This window comes from Acinetobacter sp. CAU_H_S170_2, assembly GCF_058890445.1.
On the sequence record NZ_JBZYAE010000001.1, the window covers coordinates 2,061,932 to 2,083,525 of the forward strand.

General features: G+C 39.8%; 35 protein-coding genes and 2 pseudogenes. 13 read left to right on the top strand and 24 right to left on the bottom strand.

Features of this window, described 5'->3' with window-relative positions; all coding sequences use genetic code 11:
- Positions 1-4: 4 nt before the first annotated feature.
- The 20 genes and pseudogenes from AC5EUN_RS10155 to AC5EUN_RS10250 all read right to left on the bottom strand — a co-directional run bounded on the left by AC5EUN_RS10155 (position 5) and on the right by AC5EUN_RS10250 (position 8,915).
- Positions 5-271, bottom strand: coding sequence for a DUF6953 family protein (locus tag AC5EUN_RS10155; protein ID WP_493352322.1), 267 nt, complete (start codon positions 269-271; stop codon positions 5-7).
- Positions 261-494 carry a YodC family protein gene (locus tag AC5EUN_RS10160; RefSeq protein WP_273798867.1) on the bottom strand — a complete coding sequence of 78 codons (234 nt, stop codon included), beginning with the start codon at positions 492-494 and terminating at the stop codon, positions 261-263. The genes AC5EUN_RS10155 and AC5EUN_RS10160 overlap by 11 nt, the downstream gene beginning before the upstream one ends.
- Positions 495-555: 61 nt before the next feature.
- On the bottom strand, positions 556-1,044 hold the full coding sequence (locus AC5EUN_RS10165; protein WP_493352323.1) for a recombination protein NinB: 489 nt from the start codon (positions 1,042-1,044) through the stop codon (positions 556-558).
- A gap of 54 nt (positions 1,045-1,098) precedes the next feature.
- Complete coding sequence (locus AC5EUN_RS10170; RefSeq protein WP_493352324.1) at positions 1,099-1,506, bottom strand: hypothetical protein; 408 nt, start codon at positions 1,504-1,506, stop codon at positions 1,099-1,101.
- On the bottom strand, positions 1,503-2,060 hold the full coding sequence (locus AC5EUN_RS10175; RefSeq protein WP_374955965.1) for a Panacea domain-containing protein: 558 nt from the start codon (positions 2,058-2,060) through the stop codon (positions 1,503-1,505). Before AC5EUN_RS10175 ends, AC5EUN_RS10170 begins: the two co-directional genes overlap by 4 nt.
- A 78-nt stretch (positions 2,061-2,138) precedes the next feature.
- Complete coding sequence (locus AC5EUN_RS10180) at positions 2,139-2,414, bottom strand: DUF968 domain-containing protein (RefSeq protein WP_493352325.1); 276 nt, start codon at positions 2,412-2,414, stop codon at positions 2,139-2,141.
- Entirely contained in the window at positions 2,407-2,580 is a 174-nt protein-coding gene (locus tag AC5EUN_RS10185) for a hypothetical protein (RefSeq protein WP_493352326.1), read from the bottom strand. Before AC5EUN_RS10185 ends, AC5EUN_RS10180 begins: the two co-directional genes overlap by 8 nt.
- Positions 2,581-2,782: 202 nt before the next feature.
- Positions 2,783-2,923: a hypothetical protein gene (locus tag AC5EUN_RS10190; protein WP_183175594.1), complete on the bottom strand. Its 141-nt coding sequence runs from the start codon at positions 2,921-2,923 to the stop codon at positions 2,783-2,785.
- A gap of 587 nt (positions 2,924-3,510) precedes the next feature.
- Positions 3,511-3,750, bottom strand: coding sequence for a hypothetical protein (locus AC5EUN_RS10195; RefSeq protein ID WP_005400119.1), 240 nt, complete (start codon positions 3,748-3,750; stop codon positions 3,511-3,513).
- A 165-nt stretch (positions 3,751-3,915) separates the two neighbouring features.
- Positions 3,916-4,470, bottom strand: a complete 555-nt coding sequence (locus tag AC5EUN_RS10200; protein ID WP_493352327.1) for a hypothetical protein — start codon at positions 4,468-4,470, stop codon at positions 3,916-3,918.
- Positions 4,467-4,877, bottom strand: a complete 411-nt coding sequence (locus AC5EUN_RS10205) for a DUF559 domain-containing protein (protein WP_493352328.1) — start codon at positions 4,875-4,877, stop codon at positions 4,467-4,469. Before AC5EUN_RS10205 ends, AC5EUN_RS10200 begins: the two co-directional genes overlap by 4 nt.
- Positions 4,878-4,996: 119 nt before the next feature.
- Positions 4,997-5,269 carry a hypothetical protein gene (locus AC5EUN_RS10210; RefSeq protein WP_493352329.1) on the bottom strand — a complete coding sequence of 91 codons (273 nt, stop codon included), beginning with the start codon at positions 5,267-5,269 and terminating at the stop codon, positions 4,997-4,999.
- A complete protein-coding gene (locus AC5EUN_RS10215; protein WP_493352330.1) occupies positions 5,266-5,523 on the bottom strand; it encodes a hypothetical protein in 258 nt (85 codons plus the stop codon). The genes AC5EUN_RS10210 and AC5EUN_RS10215 overlap by 4 nt, the downstream gene beginning before the upstream one ends.
- A complete protein-coding gene (locus tag AC5EUN_RS10220) occupies positions 5,520-6,269 on the bottom strand; it encodes a hypothetical protein (RefSeq protein WP_340874111.1) in 750 nt (249 codons plus the stop codon). Before AC5EUN_RS10220 ends, AC5EUN_RS10215 begins: the two co-directional genes overlap by 4 nt.
- Positions 6,262-7,200 (bottom strand): YdaU family protein, encoded by a 939-nt coding sequence (locus tag AC5EUN_RS10225; RefSeq protein WP_493352331.1) that lies wholly within the window; start codon positions 7,198-7,200, stop codon positions 6,262-6,264. The genes AC5EUN_RS10220 and AC5EUN_RS10225 overlap by 8 nt, the downstream gene beginning before the upstream one ends.
- Positions 7,197-7,554 (bottom strand): annotated as a pseudogene (locus AC5EUN_RS10230) (hypothetical protein). The gene AC5EUN_RS10225 and the pseudogene AC5EUN_RS10230 overlap by 4 nt, the downstream one beginning before the upstream one ends.
- Positions 7,551-7,859 carry a hypothetical protein gene (locus tag AC5EUN_RS10235; RefSeq protein ID WP_278344995.1) on the bottom strand — a complete coding sequence of 103 codons (309 nt, stop codon included), beginning with the start codon at positions 7,857-7,859 and terminating at the stop codon, positions 7,551-7,553. Before AC5EUN_RS10235 ends, AC5EUN_RS10230 begins: the two are co-directional and overlap by 4 nt.
- The gene (locus tag AC5EUN_RS10240; RefSeq protein ID WP_493352332.1) at positions 7,856-8,119 is read right to left on the bottom strand and encodes a hypothetical protein; all 264 of its coding nucleotides are present in this window, start codon (positions 8,117-8,119) and stop codon (positions 7,856-7,858) included. Before AC5EUN_RS10240 ends, AC5EUN_RS10235 begins: the two co-directional genes overlap by 4 nt.
- A 48-nt stretch (positions 8,120-8,167) precedes the next feature.
- Positions 8,168-8,668, bottom strand: coding sequence for a phage regulatory CII family protein (locus AC5EUN_RS10245; protein ID WP_062034641.1), 501 nt, complete (start codon positions 8,666-8,668; stop codon positions 8,168-8,170).
- Between the two features lie 58 nt (positions 8,669-8,726).
- On the bottom strand, positions 8,727-8,915 hold the full coding sequence (locus tag AC5EUN_RS10250) for a helix-turn-helix domain-containing protein (protein WP_094148393.1): 189 nt from the start codon (positions 8,913-8,915) through the stop codon (positions 8,727-8,729).
- 103 nt (positions 8,916-9,018) lie between these two features.
- On the opposite strand from AC5EUN_RS10250, the gene AC5EUN_RS10255 reads away from it, so the two are divergent.
- The 12 genes from AC5EUN_RS10255 to AC5EUN_RS10310 all read left to right on the top strand — a co-directional run bounded on the left by AC5EUN_RS10255 (position 9,019) and on the right by AC5EUN_RS10310 (position 16,123).
- Entirely contained in the window at positions 9,019-9,762 is a 744-nt protein-coding gene (locus AC5EUN_RS10255; protein ID WP_094148394.1) for a S24 family peptidase, read from the top strand.
- Between the two features lie 56 nt (positions 9,763-9,818).
- Positions 9,819-10,487 carry a type II toxin-antitoxin system toxin DNA ADP-ribosyl transferase DarT gene (darT, locus tag AC5EUN_RS10260; RefSeq protein WP_094148395.1) on the top strand — a complete coding sequence of 223 codons (669 nt, stop codon included), beginning with the start codon at positions 9,819-9,821 and terminating at the stop codon, positions 10,485-10,487.
- A gap of 10 nt (positions 10,488-10,497) precedes the next feature.
- A complete protein-coding gene (gene darG, locus AC5EUN_RS10265; protein WP_094148396.1) occupies positions 10,498-11,532 on the top strand; it encodes a type II toxin-antitoxin system antitoxin DNA ADP-ribosyl glycohydrolase DarG in 1,035 nt (344 codons plus the stop codon).
- A gap of 203 nt (positions 11,533-11,735) precedes the next feature.
- Positions 11,736-12,164, top strand: a complete 429-nt coding sequence (locus AC5EUN_RS10270) for a hypothetical protein (RefSeq protein WP_493352333.1) — start codon at positions 11,736-11,738, stop codon at positions 12,162-12,164.
- Entirely contained in the window at positions 12,164-12,472 is a 309-nt protein-coding gene (locus tag AC5EUN_RS10275; RefSeq protein WP_493352334.1) for a hypothetical protein, read from the top strand. Before AC5EUN_RS10270 ends, AC5EUN_RS10275 begins: the two co-directional genes overlap by 1 nt.
- 45 nt (positions 12,473-12,517) lie before the next feature.
- The gene (locus AC5EUN_RS10280) at positions 12,518-13,192 is read left to right on the top strand and encodes a hypothetical protein (protein ID WP_058869364.1); all 675 of its coding nucleotides are present in this window, start codon (positions 12,518-12,520) and stop codon (positions 13,190-13,192) included.
- A gap of 30 nt (positions 13,193-13,222) precedes the next feature.
- Positions 13,223-13,948: a hypothetical protein gene (locus tag AC5EUN_RS10285; RefSeq protein WP_493352335.1), complete on the top strand. Its 726-nt coding sequence runs from the start codon at positions 13,223-13,225 to the stop codon at positions 13,946-13,948.
- A 12-nt stretch (positions 13,949-13,960) separates the two neighbouring features.
- On the top strand, positions 13,961-14,638 hold the full coding sequence (locus AC5EUN_RS10290; RefSeq protein ID WP_263507178.1) for a 3'-5' exonuclease: 678 nt from the start codon (positions 13,961-13,963) through the stop codon (positions 14,636-14,638).
- Positions 14,639-14,747: 109 nt separating this feature from the next.
- Positions 14,748-15,092: a hypothetical protein gene (locus AC5EUN_RS10295; RefSeq protein ID WP_493352336.1), complete on the top strand. Its 345-nt coding sequence runs from the start codon at positions 14,748-14,750 to the stop codon at positions 15,090-15,092.
- On the top strand, positions 15,092-15,673 hold the full coding sequence (locus AC5EUN_RS10300) for a hypothetical protein (protein WP_493352337.1): 582 nt from the start codon (positions 15,092-15,094) through the stop codon (positions 15,671-15,673). The genes AC5EUN_RS10295 and AC5EUN_RS10300 overlap by 1 nt, the downstream gene beginning before the upstream one ends.
- Positions 15,666-15,875 carry a hypothetical protein gene (locus AC5EUN_RS10305; RefSeq protein WP_062034653.1) on the top strand — a complete coding sequence of 70 codons (210 nt, stop codon included), beginning with the start codon at positions 15,666-15,668 and terminating at the stop codon, positions 15,873-15,875. Before AC5EUN_RS10300 ends, AC5EUN_RS10305 begins: the two co-directional genes overlap by 8 nt.
- Positions 15,872-16,123: a hypothetical protein gene (locus AC5EUN_RS10310; protein ID WP_004693796.1), complete on the top strand. Its 252-nt coding sequence runs from the start codon at positions 15,872-15,874 to the stop codon at positions 16,121-16,123. Before AC5EUN_RS10305 ends, AC5EUN_RS10310 begins: the two co-directional genes overlap by 4 nt.
- On the opposite strand, the gene AC5EUN_RS10315 is transcribed toward AC5EUN_RS10310, so the two are convergent.
- The 4 genes and pseudogenes from AC5EUN_RS10315 to AC5EUN_RS10330 all read right to left on the bottom strand — a co-directional run bounded on the left by AC5EUN_RS10315 (position 16,112) and on the right by AC5EUN_RS10330 (position 19,727).
- Entirely contained in the window at positions 16,112-17,335 is a 1,224-nt protein-coding gene (locus AC5EUN_RS10315) for a tyrosine-type recombinase/integrase (RefSeq protein WP_493352338.1), read from the bottom strand. The two genes, AC5EUN_RS10310 and AC5EUN_RS10315, sit on opposite strands and share 12 nt — an antisense overlap.
- Positions 17,336-17,547: 212 nt before the next feature.
- Positions 17,548-17,613, bottom strand: a pseudogene (locus AC5EUN_RS10320) (hypothetical protein); the annotation flags it as partial.
- A gap of 145 nt (positions 17,614-17,758) precedes the next feature.
- On the bottom strand, positions 17,759-18,235 hold the full coding sequence (locus tag AC5EUN_RS10325; protein WP_010326440.1) for an acyl-CoA thioesterase: 477 nt from the start codon (positions 18,233-18,235) through the stop codon (positions 17,759-17,761).
- A gap of 112 nt (positions 18,236-18,347) precedes the next feature.
- Positions 18,348-19,727, bottom strand: a complete 1,380-nt coding sequence (locus AC5EUN_RS10330) for a Do family serine endopeptidase (RefSeq protein WP_010326439.1) — start codon at positions 19,725-19,727, stop codon at positions 18,348-18,350.
- A gap of 230 nt (positions 19,728-19,957) precedes the next feature.
- On the opposite strand from AC5EUN_RS10330, the gene nadB reads away from it, so the two are divergent.
- Complete coding sequence (gene nadB, locus AC5EUN_RS10335) at positions 19,958-21,592, top strand: L-aspartate oxidase (RefSeq protein WP_035330439.1); 1,635 nt, start codon at positions 19,958-19,960, stop codon at positions 21,590-21,592.
- The last annotated feature ends 2 nt before the right edge of the window (positions 21,593-21,594 follow it).

Here is a 21,594-nt window from a genome sequence, read left to right on the forward strand (position 1 = left end):
ATTTTTAACCCCTGGCCTCTCGACCAGGCTCATCTTCAGGAACTCTATAACGCCAATATCGATCAGGCTTAACCCACACAACATTGTCTTCAGTCTTCTTTTTAAATGCACTATTTACACTTAAATTTAAAACCAAATTACCGTCGGGATTCTCTTTCAGAAGATCCATCAAATCGTTTTTAACCAAGTAATCGACTACATCCTCTTGATAAAGACAACCATCTTTATCAAGATTCGCAAGCATCCATTGAACAACATCTTCAAGTTTCATTTGCTTCACTTTGACTCTTAACAAGAATTAAGCCGGCTTCTTGAAACTCCCCAGAATCTAGCTTTTTACCCGCAAACCATTGACACTGATATAAACCAGAAAAATATGATGGCCCACTTAAAGGTGTTCGTATAACGCGCTTTAAAATTGTCATATCAGGCCCGCCGGCATTCAATTTAACAATATCCCCGATTTGATATTTAGGCTTGCGCTCTTCGCTCATGTTTTTCTCTTAAAGTTTCATTTGAATTAGAACCTTAAGATGAAGAATATTTACACAAGAGTCAATCCTGATAACACCACTTCAAATCATCCGGCACAGTTAAATACACACCCAACTGAGTCACAGTAAAGTCATGCACGTAATTCAAATACTCGGTCATCTGCTTAACGCTTAATTTGGTTGTACTGCAAAGTCTTATCACCTGCTCTGCAATCACTCTGTATTCTTCACACTCATTCTGCTTAAGCATTGCAATCGCACTACAGGTCTCAGCAAACTCTTGATCATCACGACGGTAGATATAAATCAGGAATTTCTTCTTGAACTCGTAATGCAGTGAGTCTTTATCCTGACCAGTCTTTCTTTCAATCTGGCCAAGCCACATCCAATACAAGCGATTCTGTGCAGTAGATCTATCATCCTGCTTCCGATCAATCACCACCCTTAAAGGCTTACCCTCATTAATTGCCTGAGTGTAATTGGTATGCATGTAGTTAATGGCTTTAGTGATGTCAGCATGACTCTGGATAGGAAACACGGCTTTTTGCATTTCCTACTCCAAATAAAAAAGACGCCTAATAGCGCCTTTTCAATATCTGTTATATCAAACTAATGATGTTTCAATAATATTCTCATGCCTACCCGATATATCCAGGCTTTCTAATGCGCATAATTGTAATTTCTTCAATATATCTGAAGTTAAATTACAAACAGGGCTAATAATCCCTGAAAATCTTTTTTGCAGTACTTCATTTGCATTTAATTCATAAAATTCATCCAAGCAAACCCAGGTACATTTTTTAAAGTAGCAAGAGTGCTGAGGGAGGTAAAAATTATGCAGTCGATCATTTGGCTGACAACCAAATGTTGTTCCTCTGCCATGTTGTCTTGATGTGGTTTTAGCTACAATTGCAACTCCACTATCCCAACCAAGCACAACAAAAAGCTTTTCCCCTGACTCACCATCATGAAAACTAAAATTAGTGTCAAAAAATACCGATCCTGGTGTCATGATAGTTTTTCGATAACCTCTAATCGATCTTGAGCAATACGCTTCATCTCATCATATTCTTGTCTTCTAAAAGCAAGATCGTATGGAATTAGACCGCGTTTATTGTTTTCAATATTGTAGATTTGATGCCAAGGCAAATTTTCCAGGTGGGTTGCCTCAATCATATCGTCAGCAAGAGTGTCTCTATAGGCAGCCACAAGGTCATTCATAATCTTTAATTCTCGTTTTGTAAAATAACTAGAATCAAAGTCTTTTTTGGTTTCCACCTTAAGCATTGTGTTTTTACCCTGATACACAGGAATTTCTTTGAAGCTTAAAATTTCTGCCATATCTGGCTCAGGCGAATTTATTTCATCAAATAACTCTACCGGCACAGGCCCCATTTGCCATGCAAAGTAATCCATTCCAGTTACATTGCGACCAGTTAATTTATAGTGTTCAAAGTCAAGAAAATATAAAAGCTTGAACAATTTAATCTTTCCGCACTTCTCTACGTTTTTTGCAAAAAACGCTACAGAATGCAGAAGCTTTTCACGATCACGATTTATGAGCATAGCACCTTACCTCTGGGTTAATGATACCAAATCGCCAACAGTAAAAGCAGAAAAATTGCATATTTGAGAGTCACCCCATCAAAACACCTCTTTATCTTCCATTACCAACATCCGCTCAACTCTCACCAACCACTTCTCAAACATTGCTTCACTCTCTGCCCGATTACCTAATTCAAAACGATCAAACGCAGCATGGCATTTAAAACAAAGGGGAATTGTGAACTCGTCACTTGCTTTAATCGATCTACCCTTACCATGCTTAGCGCTATTTGAATGAGCAGCTTGTGAGTCTGGATTACCACATCGTACGCACGGCAGCTTTCTGATTGCTGCTAATCGCTTTGCATCACGCATACAGTGCTTCACGTAAATTCTTAATCCGTTCTTTCAACTTAATCATGATGCCGTCAATTGCCAGCAGCTCATTACGTGTTAATCCTGATCTACTAAGATTCTGATACTTAGACAGCTCAGCACTGCAAAATTCTAAGTCTTTTTTCGCTTGTACTTTGTCTGTCATGTAATCACCAATAAGAAAAGAAAAACCCCTCAACATCTAGAATGCGAGGGGCTTTGTTTGCCGTAATCCGTTCGGCTATTTAAGGTTTCGATTAAAGTGTATTGTTTGTGTATAATTTACGTTAATGATAACTTAAATTTTATGTTAATTTGATCACTCTTTATTTTCCGAATACTCACCCCATCATGAAAATATCTTTTCTTTATTCCGTATTAGGCATTTTTATTTGTGTATCTGTGGTTTGTTTGGTATTAGCAATAATTTCACATGACATATTCTTTTTAGGAATTTCAGGGCTTCTCGCCTTGTCAGCAGTTTTAGTGGGTTTAGAAATCAAGGACATAAAAAATGATCCTTTTAATCTGCAATAAAGCACAGGTGATATATTCTTATTCAGGCCCCATTTTTTAATGGGGTTTTTATTACCTCACTTCTTTCAAACAATCCCGACACACCTTGATTTCTTCATCATCAATCGTGTAATCGATCTCAGTCGAACCATGCAGGCCCAATAAACACAATAAGAATTGGAGCATCTTGATTACCTCAGCAGGGTAAATGTCTTTTTATGGGCATTTCGAGCGATTACTCGATATGGTTATCTCGTCGACATAACAATCAACTCATGTTGATATTTTATGTTTTTTTAAACACATCGAATTCGAAGGGTTTAAAATATGGCGAATTCGCCAGAATTAGAATCTAGGTGGCGGCATTAAAATTTAAACCACTACGATTAAAGTTAAACCGCCATAAAAAAAGCCCTACATCACTGTAAGGCTTTTCCCCTTGGTCATTTGCGCTGATACAAGGAATCGTTGTTTTTTTATTCACAACAAAATAATTAAATCATTAATCGAATAAAAAATGAAGCAAAAAACTACTAATAAAAAAGCCCATCGTTTGATGAGCTTTCCTTGATGTTTAAACCTATTCTTTTGAACACTTCACTTCAAGCTGGTATTCGTCTTGGGTAACCTTAATTTTAATATTTTTATATTTTCGTTTGTTTGGATCCATTGCCGATCCTGCTACTTCCTCAAAAAAGCTACGATCATTCATTAGCTCGCCATACGCTTTATAACCCAACAAAATCTTTTCAGGTTTTTTGCCGTTAACTACTAATTCACTAAGAGTATCATCTAATTTCTTGACAGTTAGAATTGCCATTTCAGTTAAAGCTCAAAAACAAAAAGGCATTATCACTTAATTTTATGAATAAATGATGTCAAAAAAAGCCCATCGTTTGATGAGCTTAATTTAGTCATGGTCAAAAACTGCGTAATACGACCAGTATAGTGAAACTATAACTTGGTTTCCGAAATAATGGAATCCCTATGCTCGCATTTCTTTGTAAGTATTTTTACGATAATTTTCAATTGCTTTTGCGGCACAATCAATCGCTGACTCTAAGGCCAATGTCATTAGATTCTCATACTGCTTCCATGTCTTACGATATAGCTCATCATCCATTTGCCAAGAGCGAATGCCTGCGTAATACAAGCGGCCTTTTGCAGTAAAGTTTTTCTCTAATTCAGGATTCATTGAGAAATCAATAACCATTCTGGCAATCAACATGGCCAACTCATTAAGTCCTATTTTTTGTGGTTCTTTTCGTTTTTCTAATTTTGCATTTGTGACCATAATCAAAGCTAAATGCGACTGAATGTATTGATAATCCATTTCTGATACATTTCCAAAAACAATCGCGCTCGTCACCGACTTCTCCAACTGTGTTTCCATACTTGCAATAGCGCCCAAACGATCTTGATAGTCCAGAGGTTTTTCTCCCGTGCCTTTTGCCTCATCATTGAATTGCGGCGACTTAGCTGTAATACCGTGAGTCAACCATTCAAATTGTTCAAATTTATCTGCCATAACTGCATTCATCCCAAATCCCCTACCATCTTCTCTATTTGCTCAATCGCTGAACCTGATTTCACTTGCTCTGTACTAAAACGTATTACCTGGTAACCCATCATCGTTGCTGAGTTATATTTTTCCATGTCCCCGATATACCCCTTGCCTCTGGTATGGCGTCCACCACTCCATATACCGCCTTCGACCTCAATCAATATTTTCTTGCCGATTAGGTGAAAATCAGCTCTCCATTTACGTGTAGGATGAAACTTAAACTCCTGTTCAAACTCAATCTTTAAAGCTCTCAGGGCTGTGACCAATATCACTTCACCCTCACTCTGTACTTTTTGACCTTTTATTTTTGGACGCTTAGATCCTCTTTTAGGTTTCTTCGCACCGATCATCTTTTTGTATTCAGCAATGGAGTAAGTTGTCATTGCTCGCCCAAACTAGGTACTCTAGTCGCTTTGACCAGTAAACATTCACACCATGCCGCTTACGTAGCTTTCGTGCTCGTTTACTTGAGATTGGACGTTCAGCTGCAGTGATCATGCTGTTACCCCAATCTATTTAATTTATATGCTTCATTCACATGCGCCTCTGAAACTCTCGTATTGGGGCTAATGTGATTGCGAATATCGGTTACATGGTCGGTACGGTCGTGGTCGGCTAGAGCGGTGCGGAGCTCAGAGATTAAAAAGCTCTGCTGACCTGTCATATTCGGAAAGCTCAACATTGAAATGTGGTACTCATTTCGTGTAATCCAGAACACAGCCCACTCTGGCGCACCCGCCACAATTTCTCGCATCTGTTCGATTGTTAAATTCATGGCTGCACCTCAAATAACTGTTTGGCCTTTTCGGTAGCCTTAAGACTCATAGGGCTCTTGCTGTTTGTCTCCAAATACCCTTCTGCTAAAAGCTGATTTACAAACACATTGGCATTACGTGGTGATATTTCCATCCACTCAGTAACTTCTTTCAAACTGGTTCGCCCAGACTTCTGAATGATTTTCTTCAAAACCAGTACCATGCGTTCGCCCTGTTTCACGGCTTGTTTTGTGCTGAAGTTCTTCTGCTTCACGCTTCACCCCCAACACTCATAAACCCATTAGCTTTCATTGCCTGGTATTCAGCTGGATTGTCGAAAGGGTCAGGCCATTCGTTTTGAAGTCGCTTTTTTGCTTCGTTAATTTCAAGCTTTTGAGGTTTAGGTATTTCACGATTACGGACATTCAGTTTTCGCTTTAGGTTCTCCAGCTGCTGACGTGCAATATCGTTGGTCACGGGTTTGTGGCTTGGATCATCACCAGTAAATCCACATTGAGCAATTGCTTCTAGTAATTCATCCGCTTCATTACGCTCCTTAGCCTCAGATATGATTCGCTTGTAAACACTGCTATAAACTTTATAAAACGTATCCGTTGAACCTAAATATCCATAAGGCTTTACAACTTCATCAAATGCTTGTTTTGCAAATTTATTGATTTCATGAGATCGATTCTGTTTTTCGTAAGTCAAAGCCTGCAACCAAGCCTCATCATGGCTTTGGTATTCATACTTACCTAAACACCAATCTTTAAATTCGTTTACAGAAGGTGGCCAACCTGAGGTCTCAAGTCGAATCAAGCCCCGATTAAATTGTTCAAAAGTAATACCTGAAAGCTTTTGGACAAACTTATCAATCACCTGCCCTTTTTTTAAGCCCGACCATTGATCTGTAAATCGTTTACCGTATGACAAAAGCATGTCTTCAACCAACTTTCGCGCATCTTGCTCGCTAAACTGTTGAACAGAATGATCTTGGTTTTGAGTTAATTCATTACGCATATTTCACACCCTCCACTTCATGAACATCTCGAATTGATGGAGTGTCTTCACCACCAATTTCAGATAGCCACTCATTGACCTCACCCTGAGTTCTATTTCCTGCGCTTGATTGAGATTTTGGTTTTTGAGGTGTTGAGTGTGATTCACGCTGGCGTTTCGTGGCATCCTTGTTGTTTTGAATCCATGTGTACCACTTGACCAACCATAGGCTTGGCGTGTTCTTGGATTCATCGCCCTTTGCCGAGAAGAAATCACCAAAGTTGGTAAACATGGAAATCAAATCTTGAATTTCAACTTCACAGAATCTTTGTCTTCCAAGTTCAATAAAATCGTTTTGGAGTGAGTATTGATTTACGCATTCGAGAATTGAATATCGCTTATGGTCTTCAGATTTGTATTGTGAAAACTGAATTGCTGGTAATGGAAAATTTTCCTCACACGTATTACTACTACTATCAATAATATTGGTTACTGGTTCATGGTTTATGGTTAGTTGCTCGTCCGTTAAATTCTCGTCTAACGGATTTTCAACGGTCGTTGAACTTTCGTTATTCGTAAGCTTAACTTGTGATGAACCACCATTAGGGTCTTGTTGCTTTTTCGCTGCACGCTTTTTAGCAGATGCTTTACCTGCCTCACTCGCTTGTTTACGTTTTCCGTGGTATTCAGCAATTTCACGCTCACAACGATTGTTGATATAAAGACCATCATTCAACGTGAAAAACTCATCTAGCACATATTGAAGAGCTTTTACTTGCTCATCAGTTGAGCATTGAACACGGCGAGCCAAACGATCTAAATTTGAAGCATCGAGAGGTTGCTCTGTGTCGTAATACATATCCAGTAAATCACGATAAATAGCACGCTCAACCAAGCTCAAATGGCGAGTCGCATTGTTGAAATCCCCAATATGATGTTGGTAATAGTTCATTTAGCTTCCTCCAATTTGACCAAGCCACGTTTTTCCAACTGACGAATAATTCGAGGTTCGACAAATTGATTGTTGATCTTGTACCTGGTGCGTGACTTTTCTTTCACCTGGATAAGTTGGGTACCTTCTTGCATTTGGCGACGTATCGCTATGGCTTGCCCCCCCCATTTGGGTTGTATGCTCAAGAATGAAATAAGCTTCCTGAGCCTCAATAGCTTGGTTCATGACTGATAAAGGCATTGCGGCAAGTTCTTTAGGTGTGTATATCTTCACTGGATCAAGCAAAGGGATCATCACCTCGATAGGTGCTGGAGCTTGAACATCTTTCTGCCCACGTTTAGCTGAATATCTCACTGAGCACCCCCTTTTTCGATATTTTTAATAAAGCGGCCAAACATAAAAATATGACCTGCTCGATGTAGGCTTGAAATAATTTCACCTGCATACCAAACTGAAACATGATGTTCATTGATCAACGTTTCCATAAACTCGTCACGGGTGACGGCAGCATTCTTTTCATCACCCTTGATCTTGCGAAGATTTGCCCTACGGATCTCCAGCAATCCATCTAATGTGCGGAGTGCTGGCTCGTACCATGATTGAAGCTGCATCATCTGCTTATGCTCGGGCTTCTTTTGAATAGCCTTATTAGTAATCATGGAACCTCCGCTAAGGCTTGTTCGGCCAAAGTGAGACGACGTTTGGCATTGAGCTCAGTGGTTGAGGCACTACGAACGAACCTTTTGTTTAGGGTTAAAGTGCCAATACCGATATACACATCGACGTTGTTCTCATAAACCTCTGTGATTTCATAAATTCCATCAAAGCTGCCTAAAGCTTCATCAAGTACAACTGCATCCCCATTTAAAAGATCTATATTGTCTTCAATGACTTGTTGTGCTAAATTAATGTTATTCATTAAGATTTACCCTCTGAATTGAATATTTGAAAAGCCTGATCCCCAAGATCAGGCTTTTTCTTTTTGTGCATTTGCTGTGTACTTCTGCATTTGCTTAAGTGCTGCCTGATCCACGGCGGTAATCAACTCGATCAAGCCTTGGGTAATTTGGTGGATCTCTTCGTATTCCGCTGGTGTAATTACCCCATCCTCGTAAGCTTCATACACAACTCGGTTTGCTTTTCCGCTCTTAATGTTGTGCTGCATCATTGCTTCAAAGATCGATAGCTCATGATGTTTGCTTGAGTCACAATCCACTGGTACTAATGCGTATCCCATCTGATGCGCCCACACCTTTAAAATTTCAGGGTTCTGCGTATACATCATTATGGTTTCAAGCTTCTTCAAACTCGGTAAGTGATTTGGCATCCCTACGTTGCCGTAGTTGCAAATCGTGTTATGTGAGTCACCAGTGACCTGAGCAATTTCCTTAGGTGAAATCCCCTGCGTCTGGTTAATCATTTTAAAAATTGCCGTTTGCGCTTCACGACTTAGTGTTATTTCTTGCATTTGTGAAATCCTTGATTTGTTTCACGTTTATTTGAGTCATCTATGAAGTGATAATTGTTTATGCAATAAGCACAGCCATATTCGCCTTTACTTCACCATTGGTTAGAAGCTGAAGACGTGCCTGTGTATCTATGGGAATTCCACGATGTCGCCATTTACATATAGCTCCTCGTGTGTGTTTTAGCTTTCTAGCTAGTTCAGCATCAGATTTGACACCGTAGTGATTTTTTAAATCATCAACAGTCATGGTTTACTCTAATAAACTAATAGTTTCCATTAGTAAACCATAAGTTTCTCCGTTAATCAACATGCATGTTTACTATAGGAAACATTAAAAGAGGATTTGTTTTATGGACACTATTAGCGATCGAATAATTAAAAGAATGAAGGAAATGAATGTTCGCCAAGTAGACATTGTAGAAGCAACAGGCGCGACAAAAGGAGCTGTATCTAAATGGGTTGCTGGAACAAATATTCCTAAAGCTGAGTTCCTTCCCGCACTTGCAGCCGTTTTAAAAACATCTCAAAACTGGTTGTTGACTGGAAATCAGGAAAAATCTTTAAGCAATTTCAATATGCAAGACTTTATTGATAAACATGGTCTTGATAAAAAAGAGGCAGCATCTTTCGATACAAATGATGTTCATAAACCAACGGTTATTGAATATGAAACTGAAAATGGATTTATTTGGATTGATGTCGTGGAGGCTAATTTTTCTTGTGGTACAGGTGAATCCATAGAATTCCATTTTGATGTGATAAATGGAAAATTTCCATTCCCTCCTTCATTCTTTCAAAAAAAATACGTTGACCCTAGCTGTATGCGAATAATAAAAGCCAAAGGCGATAGTATGTCTGACTTCATCCATGATGGTGATTTAGTTGGTATTGATATTTCTCAAACAGAAATTGTAGACGGCGGTATATATGCTGTTTATTTCGAAGGTGAAGGAATGATTAAGCAGATATTTAAAGAGGAAGGTGGGAAACTAAGCCTTCACAGCCTTAACCCCAAGTATCGTGATAGAGAAGTCTCAGAACAGAATGGTTTGAATTTCCGTGTAATGGGTCGCCAATTTTGGCGTGCTGGATAGTTATTTTTTAATTTAACAATTTGTAATTTATTTATTATTTTAGTGGTGATCTATAAATGTCGTCCATGCCAATTCCAACTCGTTTATTTCATATGACTGCCTGTAATAATCTAGAATCAATTTTAAATTCTGGGGCACTTCTTTGTAAAAATTCCACATCTGTGAATGGAATCGCCTATGAAAACATAGCACACACTACAATACAAAATAGACGTAGTGCCAAAGCTATACCTATTCCTCCCTGTGGAGTGCTACACGATTATGTTCCTTTCTATTTTGCACCCCGCTCACCTATGCTTTACGCTATCAATCAAGGTAATGTAGACGGATGTGATTATCGTCAAGATGACATAATATATTTTCAAACTACAGTTCAATCTCTAAATGAGAATGGATCTTTATATATATTTAGTGACCGTAATGCTACTTTGGAATACGCATTATTTGAAAATGATTATGATCAATTAAGTCAGATGATTAATTGGAATTACATTACATCTAGTCCGAGTCTTGATGGCTATTGTAGATATTTTCATACAACATCACAGTATCCTGAGCGTGGTGAAATTCGACAAGCAGAGCTATTAATTTATAGACAACTTGCACTAAATCACATTCAAAGTATTGGTGTTTACAATCAAAATACTTTAGAAATTGTCAATGAATTACTATCACGTTATCATTACAATCTACCTGTAAGCATTCAATCTGCTTGGTACTTTTAGGAGATTATGCATGACAATTTCAATCCATAAAGGAGATTTATTATCTTCTTCAGACGTTGATGCTATTGTAAATACAGTGAATTGCGTTGGAGTGATGGGCAAAGGCATAGCTTTACAGTTTAAGAAGAAATGGCCAGATAACTTTAAAGAATACCAGAAAGCATGCAAAAATCACCAAGTAGTAATCGGTAAAATGTTCATACATCATTTAGGCGCACTGGCGACTCCTAAATATATTGTTAACTTCCCTACCAAACAACACTGGCGCTCTCCATCAAAGATCAGTGACATCAAGGCTGGACTTGCTGACCTAATAGAAACAGTAAACAATTGTGGTATTGAATCTATAGCAATTCCACCACTCGGTTGTGGTAATGGTGGGCTAAATTGGGATGATGTATACCCTTTGATTGTTGAAACATTCGCAAATTATCCTGATGTTGATGTTCGAATTTATCCACCTAGCAATCAACCTGATGCGACTACAATTTCTGAGAATACTAATACTACTAGGCCCAAAATGACCAAAGGTAGAGCAGCACTGTTGCTCTTATTGGAAAACTATCGAGAAATTGGTTATGGTTTATCAAAAATCGAAACTCAAAAGTTAGCATATTTTCTTCAAGAGAGTGGTTTTGATTTAAATCTTAATTTTGTAAAATACGAGTACGGTCCATATGCTGACCAGTTACGGCACGTTCTTGAAAGAATTGATGGGCATTTTATAAAAGGTGTTGGAGATGGAGTAGTTGCATCTGAAATTCGACCTACAGATGGGGCTGTGGCTGAAGCCAATGATTATATAACTAACTTTTTTCCGGAGTTGAAACAACATATTACCAAAGTAAATGAGCTAATCAGTGGCTATGAAACATTATATGGTCTGGAGTTGTTATCAACAGTGCACTGGGTTATTAAAAATGAAAATGTAAATACTTTTGAAGAAGCTGTGGAGCATGTTCACAACTGGAATAAAAGAAAGAAAACTATGCAACCCAACCATATCAAGGCAGCTTGGAACAGATTACATACATACAGTTTCTAATGTGATTATTAACCAGCCCACTAATAGTGGGTTTTCTTTTGCCTATTAAAACACATAGGTTTCTTTTAATAAACTCAATGTTTCTCTTAATAAACTTTTAATTGACATAAAAGTTTCCTTTGGTAAACTAAATCTCGTAAACAACAAAAAGCCCTGACACTTTCGACGGGATCAGGGCTTTTGCAAACTTTGCGAGATCAATTATGAACAAAACCTTATCCCCTTTCAATACCATCAAGATATCACTTGGTGTAGCTGCTGTAACAATAGGCGTGCTTAGCAGTGGGTTTAAGACCTCACCGCAGGCTGCTCAACCTATAGTTGCCAATGTAGCCCCTTCTGAATATCAACTCCTTGCATTACGCATGACTGGTGAAAACCACGGCGAAGCGGTTATTCGCTTAGATGGTTTCCGCGTTACTGCACGTTTTGAAGTTGAAGCATTTGAAGACAGCTACGGCGTACCAGGTAGTGAATTCACAGCTGTAGACGTAACCAGCCTTGATGAAGTGACCGTTTCAGATGCCCTAGGCAATCCATACAACGACTTCACAAACCACATCGACCATCAGAACTTCAATGTTCTTATTAAGGGTTATATCGAAAAACATCGTTTAGTGGAGGCAGGCTAATGACTACTTCTACTAAAAATTTTTCTGAGTTCATCAGCCAAGATGACGAAGGCAACATTCGTATGCGTCTAGGCCATTCAACCTACTTTGAAAAAGGCCGCCATATCTATGTGGTCAATAAGGATGGTACCGAACAGTTAATCACGCTTGAGGTTCATGCTGCTAAACCTTGGATCCGTGAAAACTTTGAACGTGAACGAGCTTTCCAGCGTAAGAAGAACTTAGCAATCGCCCTACAACGTACACATATTCCACTTCGTGAACGGCGTGAGTATAAGCGTCGCGCAGGTTGGGTTGGTGCTCGATAGCAACCAATCTCCCCCCTCTAAATAATGAATAGTGAGTAATGAATAATGAGTATTGCAACTTTAATCCTTGGCCAGTCTGGTACTGGCAAATCTACAAGCCTAAGAAACTTGGACCCGCGAAATGTGTTGTTAATTCAGGTAATCAAAAAGCCATTGCCGTTTCGTTCGCCTAATTGGAAATACATCACACCTGAAAACAAGCAGGGTTCAATTTTGGTCTCTGATAATCCCCAATTCATCATTAATGTAATTAATGGATCTAAGCGTCCAATCATTATTATTGATGACTTTCAGTATGTTATGGCGAATGAGTTCATGCGTCGCAGTTCTGAAAAGAGCTTTGATAAGTTCACCGAGATTGGCCGCAATGCATGGGATGTATTCAACGCAGCAATTAATGCCCATGACCATAAGCGCGTATACCTTTTAAGTCATACCGAAGAAGACGCTCAGGGTAAAACCAAGATCAAAACTATTGGGAAAATGCTAGACGAGAAAATCACTCTTGAGGGCATGGTAACCACTTGCCTTCAGACTGCGGTGATTAATGGTCAATACGTATTCCAGACTAAAAACAATGGCAATTCGACTGTTAAGTCCCCTGATGGCTTGTTTGAAACTGACCATATTGAAAACGATTTAAACCATGTGGATGTAGCGATTTGCGAATTCTATGGCATCCCGAACCCTCAAATTCAAACACAAGACCAATCTGCTTAATAACCTAAATTTAAACTTGGAGTAATTTTCATGAATCAGCAATACAAACAATTTGGCTTTAACCCTGACTCAGCAAAGCAAGCAGACAGTAGTCTACGTATTGAAGAAGCTGGTAAATATGTTGGTGTGATTAAGCATATGGAATTTATCACAGCGAAATCAGGTACAACTGGTTTTGAAATTGAATTTGAAACAGACAATAAAGAATCTGCTTCATTTTCTATTTGGACCGAGAAAAAAGACGGTACTCCATTGGGTGGAGTTCATAAAATTAATGCACTGCTTGCTTGTGTTGGTGCTCGTGGTCTAACACCAACAAATGCACCTTTAGAGAAATATGACTTTGACGCTAAAGAGCGTATTACTAAAAATTGTGTAGTAGCCCCTGAAGTGGCCAACCAGCGTATTGGTTTTCTTCTGCAGCGTGAAAACTACCAAAATGACAACGGTGAATGGAAACACCAGATGAATTTCTTCTCTTGTTTTCACGCTCAAAGTGAGTTGATGGCCAAGGAAATTATTGAACGTAAAACTACACCTGAAGCACTACCAAAATCACTTGCTTCGCTTATGTCTAACCCTATCACGACACGTAAGCCTAAAAACAACAATGGTGGTGGCTACCAACAAAGTAATGGTGGAAGTAACCAGGGTTTTAACCAGAACAATGGTTACAACCAAGGCGGGTTTGATGGTTATTACGATGATGTGCCACCAGTGTTAGGTGGCAACCAGCAAGATGATTTTCCGTACTGAGGTTAATTGGCTATGAATGCATTGATTTTAGACACTGAAACTCACGACTTGAATGGTTACCCAATTGAGATTGCTTACGCACCTTGCTCTTTTGAGCAAGGGGTGTTGGTAATCAACCAAGGGGAAGTTTTTGATGAGTACTTCTCATGCCCTGAGCCTATCGCTCTGGGTGCTTTAGCAACGCACCACATTCTTGAAACTGATATTGCTGAAAAGCCAAGCTTTGACACATTCAATATGCCTCAAGGTGTTCAATACCTGATTGGCCACAATATTGATTATGACATTAAGGCTGTACAGAAATGCCAGCCAGACTTCACTGTCAAAGGAATTTGCACATTGGCTTTATGTCGCATGGTATGGCCCGACCTACCCCACACACTAGGCGCAATGTACTACCACGTTATGGATGATTTGGAGCTTGCACGAAAACACCTTCGACATGCCCACAATGCTAAAGCTGACATCTATTTCACTGGTGTAATTCTAAAAACATTAGTAGAGCAGCTAGGTATTAAAGACATGAATTCGCTTTTCATCATGTCAGAAAGTGCCCGCATACCGAAGTACATAACTTTTGGGAAACATAAAGGCACAGCAGTTAAAGACCTTGATCCAAGTTATGTAACTTGGTTACTACGTCAAGATGACTTAGATCCTTACCTCCGTAAAGCAATTGAGGTGGCGTGATAGGTATTCGCAATACTTAAAACGCGATAATTAAAGATTTCGAGCAAATATTTGCGCAATTTAAACAATAAATTAGGTTTTTGCGCAGATGTTTGCTCAGGAGAGTGTGATGGAAAAAAAACAACTGGAACCGGTTGAAATTATCAGGAGTGAGATGGGAACTTGGACCCACCCTGTTTACTCAAGCTATGTCAGTGAAAATCTAGATGGCAAAGAGTACATAAGCCGTGACGAATGGGATCAGCTTAAAAACCATTTCAATATTCAAACAGTCACGTACTGGATGGAAGGTCATGTAAACCCTGATGAATGGGAGAAAATGATGGATGCTTGCGATATTTCAACATGGGATCCGATTGCTCCACATGGTTTTTTCTTAATTGATATTCATTTTGGCGAGGATGATGCATATGCGCTTTTCGCTCGAAATAAACGTGAAATCGAGGTGGCGTGATGGAAATTCAAGAAGCTATAGACATTCGATATGAAGAAATTGAAGGCTTACAACAGAAGCTGACTGAAGATCATTATATGAATCCAGAGCAAGAAGATGAACTGGAAGAACTGATAACTAAGGCTATTAAGTTTGGGGAGCTATGCGCACAACGTGATGCAAAAGCTCAAGTGATTCCTGAGGGATTCGAGCAAGCATACAGCAAAATATTTTCCCCTATCGTCAAACGACCATATCCTCGTTTAGAAAATGGCAATTACAAGTACATCGAAATCGATCAGGGATGGAAGTTATGGCAAGCGGCTACTGCCCAAGCGGTGTCACAAGAGAAAGGTCGTACTGATTTTGAAATTATCGCTCAAACAATTGAATTGGTTGATTTGATTGCTTTATCAACTAATGTTTTTCAGCGAGATCCAAAAAGTAAAGTTCATCCTTTTGAATCTGAAAATCCGCGTGTGATGGAATGGTGGCGTACAGCCTGCCAAATCCAAGAGCTACTTACTAATACAGATCCAGATAATTGTGACTTTGAAGAATATAAAGCCATGATCGAAGCACTGGAGCCAGCCAATGACTAACCTCCAACACATCGCCCAAGAGCTTGCTGAAGAATTTGCACCACTCGTCATAGGGCAGTCAGGCACAACCAAAACATTCACGGCGGAGCAAGCCTCTGCCCTTTATCACATCCTTGTAAGTTTTGGATATAAGGATGAATGCAAGGGCTTGGACACCAAATTACCCTTTGAGTTAATTGATATTAAGAAGGAGGTATTATGAATAAGTTTGAAGGAATGACTATTAAAGAGGCGCTTTGTTCACGCCCAGTACTAAAAACTCCTGACTTAGAGGAAATTTTTGGTAGGTCGTCACGAACTCTAAACCGTTGGCAGAATGGTGAGCTTTATGAAAACCCAATGCCTAAACCCTTTTCTGAATGCAGAGGCGCAGGAAATAACTATGATTCAGGCAAATTACTAGGTTGGTATGAATCGTGGCCATTACAAAAAAAAGCGCTAGTTATCTAGCGCTTCATTCTTCCAAATTGATTCCAGCCTATCCACCCACTTCTCGTAGGCTTCTTTCTGCTCTGATAAATAATCATGCTTATCGTATGTACCCCATATCTTTGGAAGTGCATGCCCCAACATGATCTCACATACGTGAGGCTGTGCAATCGTTGACATATTGGTACGCATAGTTCTGCGAAGATCATGTACAGACCAGTGCTCCAGATCAACGCCTTTATGCCTCTTAAGCCATTGGAAAATGTTGTTTGGCATTGTGAGATGGGATGTCTCACCTAGCGGCCTTGTAGTCCCATCAATTGTGAACAAGTACTCAGAACCTTGGCTGAATTCCATTGCTTCAAGCAAGTAAGGTTTAATATTTTCCGTAATTGGTCTTAAAATCGGCTTTTTACTTTTCTTCCCTGTTTTGTGATTTTCAGGAGGAACAGTCCATATCATCTCTTTTAAATCAAAATGAGATTTTTTAGCAAGCTTAAGCTCACCCACACGACAGCCGTAGATAATCAAGAGTGTGAGAAACAGCTTATTTTTATAAGTCATCTTGGTTCGCTTTAGGGCATACCAAGTTAAATAGATTTCCTTGTCACTCAGCGCTCGTTCTTTTACGCCTTTTTCAATACGCAGGTCATGCTTGGCTGAAACATTCATTAGGTGATTGGCTGAGATTAAACCGCGCTTCTGCCCCCACTTGAGGCACTGGTTTGCATTAATCAAAAGACGGGCAGAAATGGAAGGTGATTTCTTTGCTACATCCTCCAGTAATGAAAGCCACTGATATGCGCTTATATCATCACTATTCTGCTTTCCAATATTTGGAAGCACGTATATCTCAAAAGAACGCTTTATCTCATTATGACTAGATTTATTGGGTACACAGAATTTCTCATACCATTCATAAAACAAAGTCTCTAGTGTGTATGCATCTCTAATGCTCACCTTCTCTTTCAATCTTACCTGTTTGGGATCAAGCCCTTTTTCAAGTTCTGCTCTAAGACGATCTGATTCTACGCGTGCATTTTTCAATGTTAAATTTGGATATGAGCCAAGATCTAGTCGATGCTGCTTGCCGTTATACCTGTAGCGTAGTTGAAAGACGATTTTACCTTTTGGAGTAATACGAACACTCATGGCATCGCGATCGGCGAACTCTTCTATTTTTTCTCTGTCTTTACCAAGTTGAGCTTTTAACCAAGCCTCTGAAATCGCCATATATCACCATGTACACACTAGACCCATCAAACTTGTGCCATATTCCTAAATATGTACACGTTTGTGTACATATTTAGCTTGGCTCATAGTTTCCATTAGTGTTTCATTGTGTCTTATAGTGACGCATAAAAAAAGCCTAATTAAAGGCTTTTATTGTGTTTCATGACTTAATGCGTCTAGTTGTGTCTTATAGCTTCTTAATGTCAGTCATAAATGTGAGCAATAATACTGAAATTACGGATATTTTTAATATCAACAGATTTTTTAGCTTGCGCCATGGGCTACCTTGAACAAAATGAAGCGTTATGCAGACAAATTTCGATGCACAACAAAAGCCGAATAGAAATTGCGAAGGATTATAACAGATGGTTTTTTTAAAGTATCCATATTAATACGCTTCCTTTTCACAACTCTGACGCTTTTTTACGTGTTTTCGCTTTTCACTGGGCTTTTTGAATAATCCATTGAAAAATCTAGGGCATTCACATCTTTTGCAAGCGGTTGGTAAGCTTGAGTAAAACTGGGTGACATACGTTTCGCACGTCCTGTTTCAATCTCTACGCAAGCCCACTTGGTTTGAGCAACAAATAAAATGCTATTGTCTTTGGGTCTATAAAACACATATTGGCGTGATGAATATAATGCGTTTATATCGTCAAACCATGTGCGTAAGATTATTTCATCCTCTTTAAATGCAGCTTTTCGGTACTGCACATGATGCTCAACCGCGACCATGGCATGTTTTAACTCGATATATTCTTTTAAGCCTAAACCCAATGCATCAATATGTGCTGTTGCGACATCCTGCATCCAATGCATATAAACCACATTATTCACATGGCCTAACTGGTCGATATGTTCTGCTTGTACCTGAAGTCTTAAGTCAAAAATACTACTCATAAACACTCTATTGAATCTAAATATCCTTATGAAGATGGAAGTGTACGCAAATAACAGACATCATCAAATTGCAAAAAATAAAAAACCACTCCAAAGAGTGGTTTTTTTTCGCTTATTGGATGCGCATCCCTAAAATGGCTGGTGTGCCTTGTCGGATGATTCCAACGCGGGCAACCTGACCTTTTTTCAATTCAGATGCCGCTTGGACAAAATCATTGGTGTCGTTTACGACTTTACTATTAATGTGAGTGACCACATCACCAGCCGCCATACCTGACTGTGCTGCTGCGCCGCCACGTTTCACTTCTTGAATTAACACACCACCTTTCACATTGAGTTGTGACAATTCAGCAGGTGCTAAATTTCGGATAGCAATACCTAAGACAGGTCCTTTACTTTGTGTGACTGTGTCTGATTTTGCAGGTGTATCATCTGGTGCAGTAGTTAATGTTGCCGATATATTCCGCTTTTTATCATCACGCAGTACTTCAAGCTGTACCGTTTGATTTGGCATGGTACGATTTAAATAGTTCAATAACTCAGAGGTACGTGAAATCGGCGTTCCATTGAATTTTAAAATAATATCGCCTGCTTTTAGTCCCGCTTTCTGCGCAGGTGAATTTGGCTGAACATTAGTAATCAGTGAACCTTCAGGTTTTGGCAAATTATAAGACTCTGCCAAATTTCGATCTAGATCTTGTAGATTGAAGCCTAAATAAGAGCGCGTAACTTTACCTGTTTTCTTAAGTTGGTCAGCAATATCCATTGCGACATCAATGGGAATCGAGAAAGACAGCCCCATATAACCGCCCGTACCACTGAAGATACGCGAGTTCACTCCAACCACTTCACCCTGCTGGTTAAATAACGGACCACCTGAGTTTCCTGGGTTGAGAGCCACATCGGTTTGAATGAAGGGTACCGATGTCTCCCCCATCATATTACGCATTTTCGCACTCACGATTCCCGCTGAAGCCGAGTAATCAAAACCAAACGGTGAACCGATCGCAAGCACAGGTTCGCCTACGCGCAGTTGATCAACATTGCCTGCGCGGAGTGATGGAAAATTCGTACCATTCACCTTAAGCAAGGCCACATCAGTTCGTTCATCACTACCTACCACAGTCGCATCCAGTTCACGACGGTCATTAAACATAATCGTGACTTTCGATGCATCTTCTACGACGTGGTGGTTTGTCAGTAAATACCCATCTTTACTAATAAAAAATGCGCTGCCATAAGCCGTTTTTTCTTGCGGCGCTTGCTGCTGCGGAATAATGACTTGATTACCAAAAAAACGCTTCAAAATCTCAGGTATTTGCTGCTGCAATAACTCTTCTTGAGTCATCTTTTTAACCACATTTACACTCACTACCGCAGGGCTGACTTGCTCAACCAAGTTTGAGAAATCAACAGGTGCTGCTTGTGTTTGCACCGTAGCCATTGTGCATGCAACAGCAAAAAAACCAGTTTGTATCGCGCGACTTTTCATATCAAGTATTGACCTATATGCTTGTTATCAGTTTATGTATTAGCGTTTTTAGCATAATCTTTGTCTATCTTGGGTAATAATATGTTCTATTATGTTTGTATAAACAAGAGCTTAAAATTTGCTTAAAAAATACGTTCTTTATTTATATTTCCCATCAATTGTAGAGATTTTACTCTTGCCTTTTCGTGAAAAAAGCGCTGTCATTAGCGAACTTTTTTCCAAATTAGCTGATGGACATGTCTAATTTAAACACAACACATCATTTTGATGTGATTATTGTGGGAAGTGGCGGTGCAGGCCTGAGCTTAGCCTTATCGTTGCCTCAACATTTCAATATTGCTGTTCTTGCAAAATCAAACCTGACCGATGCAAGTACCTTCTATGCGCAAGGTGGCGTTGCCGCTGTTTTAGATGAAACGGATTCCATCGAACAGCACATTGATGACACCATGATTGCGGGCGCTCACTTGTGCGAGACCGAAGCCGTAAAGCAAACCGTTGAAGGTGGTAAACCTTCTGTTGATTTTCTATTGAAACACGGCGTGCAGTTTACCCTTGATGATCAAGAACAGTTGCATCTAACACGTGAAGGTGGACACTCTCAACGCCGTATTATTCATGCCGCAGATGCTACAGGTCGAGCCATTTCAACTACCTTAGTGGAACGTGCGATTGAAAAAGATAACATCACCATTTTTGAGAATTACATTGCCATCGATTTAATTACCTCTCAAAAACTGGGCTTAGAAGAACAAAATCGTGCATTAGGCCTCTATGCACTCGATGAAAAGACTGAAAAAGTCCATACCTTTTTAGCACCCTTTACCGCGCTGGCGTGTGGCGGTGCCATGAAAGCCTATCTGTATACCTCGAACCCAGACATTGCAACGGGCGATGGTATTGCCATGGCGTTTCGTGCGGGTTGCCGCGTGGCCAATATGGAATTTAACCAATTCCACCCGACCTGTTTATACCACCCGCAAGCACGCTCTTTCCTCATTACCGAAGCAATGCGTGGTGAAGGTGCTTATTTACGTTTACCCGATGGCGAACGCTTTATGTTGCGCTTTGATGAACGTGCAGAACTTGCTCCACGTGACATTGTGGCGCGAGCGATTGACTATGAAATTAAACGTTTAGGTATTCGTCACGTTTGGCTCGACATTAGCCATAAGCCCGAAAGTTTCATTAAAGAACATTTCCCAACCCTGTACGCACGCTTACTTGAACTCAGCATCGACATTACCAAGGAAATGATTCCTGTTGTTCCTGCTGCGCACTATACCTGTGGCGGTGTGGTGGTTGATGAACATAGTCAAACTGACATTGCAGGCCTCTATGCGATTGGGGAAACCTCATATACTGGCTTGCATGGCGCCAACCGTATGGCCAGTAACTCACTATTAGAGTGTTTTGTGTATGGCATGAGTGCAGCAGAACACATCGAAAAAAGTTTTGATATAACTTACCAATCTCCTACTGCCCCATCTTGGGATGACTCACAAGTGATGAATCCTGATGAAGATGTGGTGATTTTGCAAAACTGGGATGAACTCCGTCAAACCATGTGGAACTACGTCGGCATTGTGCGTACTACGAAACGTCTTGAACGTGCGCTACACCGCATTGAAATGTTGAAGCGGGAAATTACCGAGTATTACCAAGATTACCAAGTCAGCAAAAATCTGATTGAACTGCGCAATTTAGTTTTAGTCTCTGAAATGATCGTGCGCTGTGCCATGGAGCGTAAAGAATCGCGTGGTCTACACTACACTTTAGATTACCCTGAACTGTCGAATGAACTGCGTAAAACCGTACTCACCCCTTTCAATTTTAAAGTTGAAACCCCTTTAGTGAATAACTAATT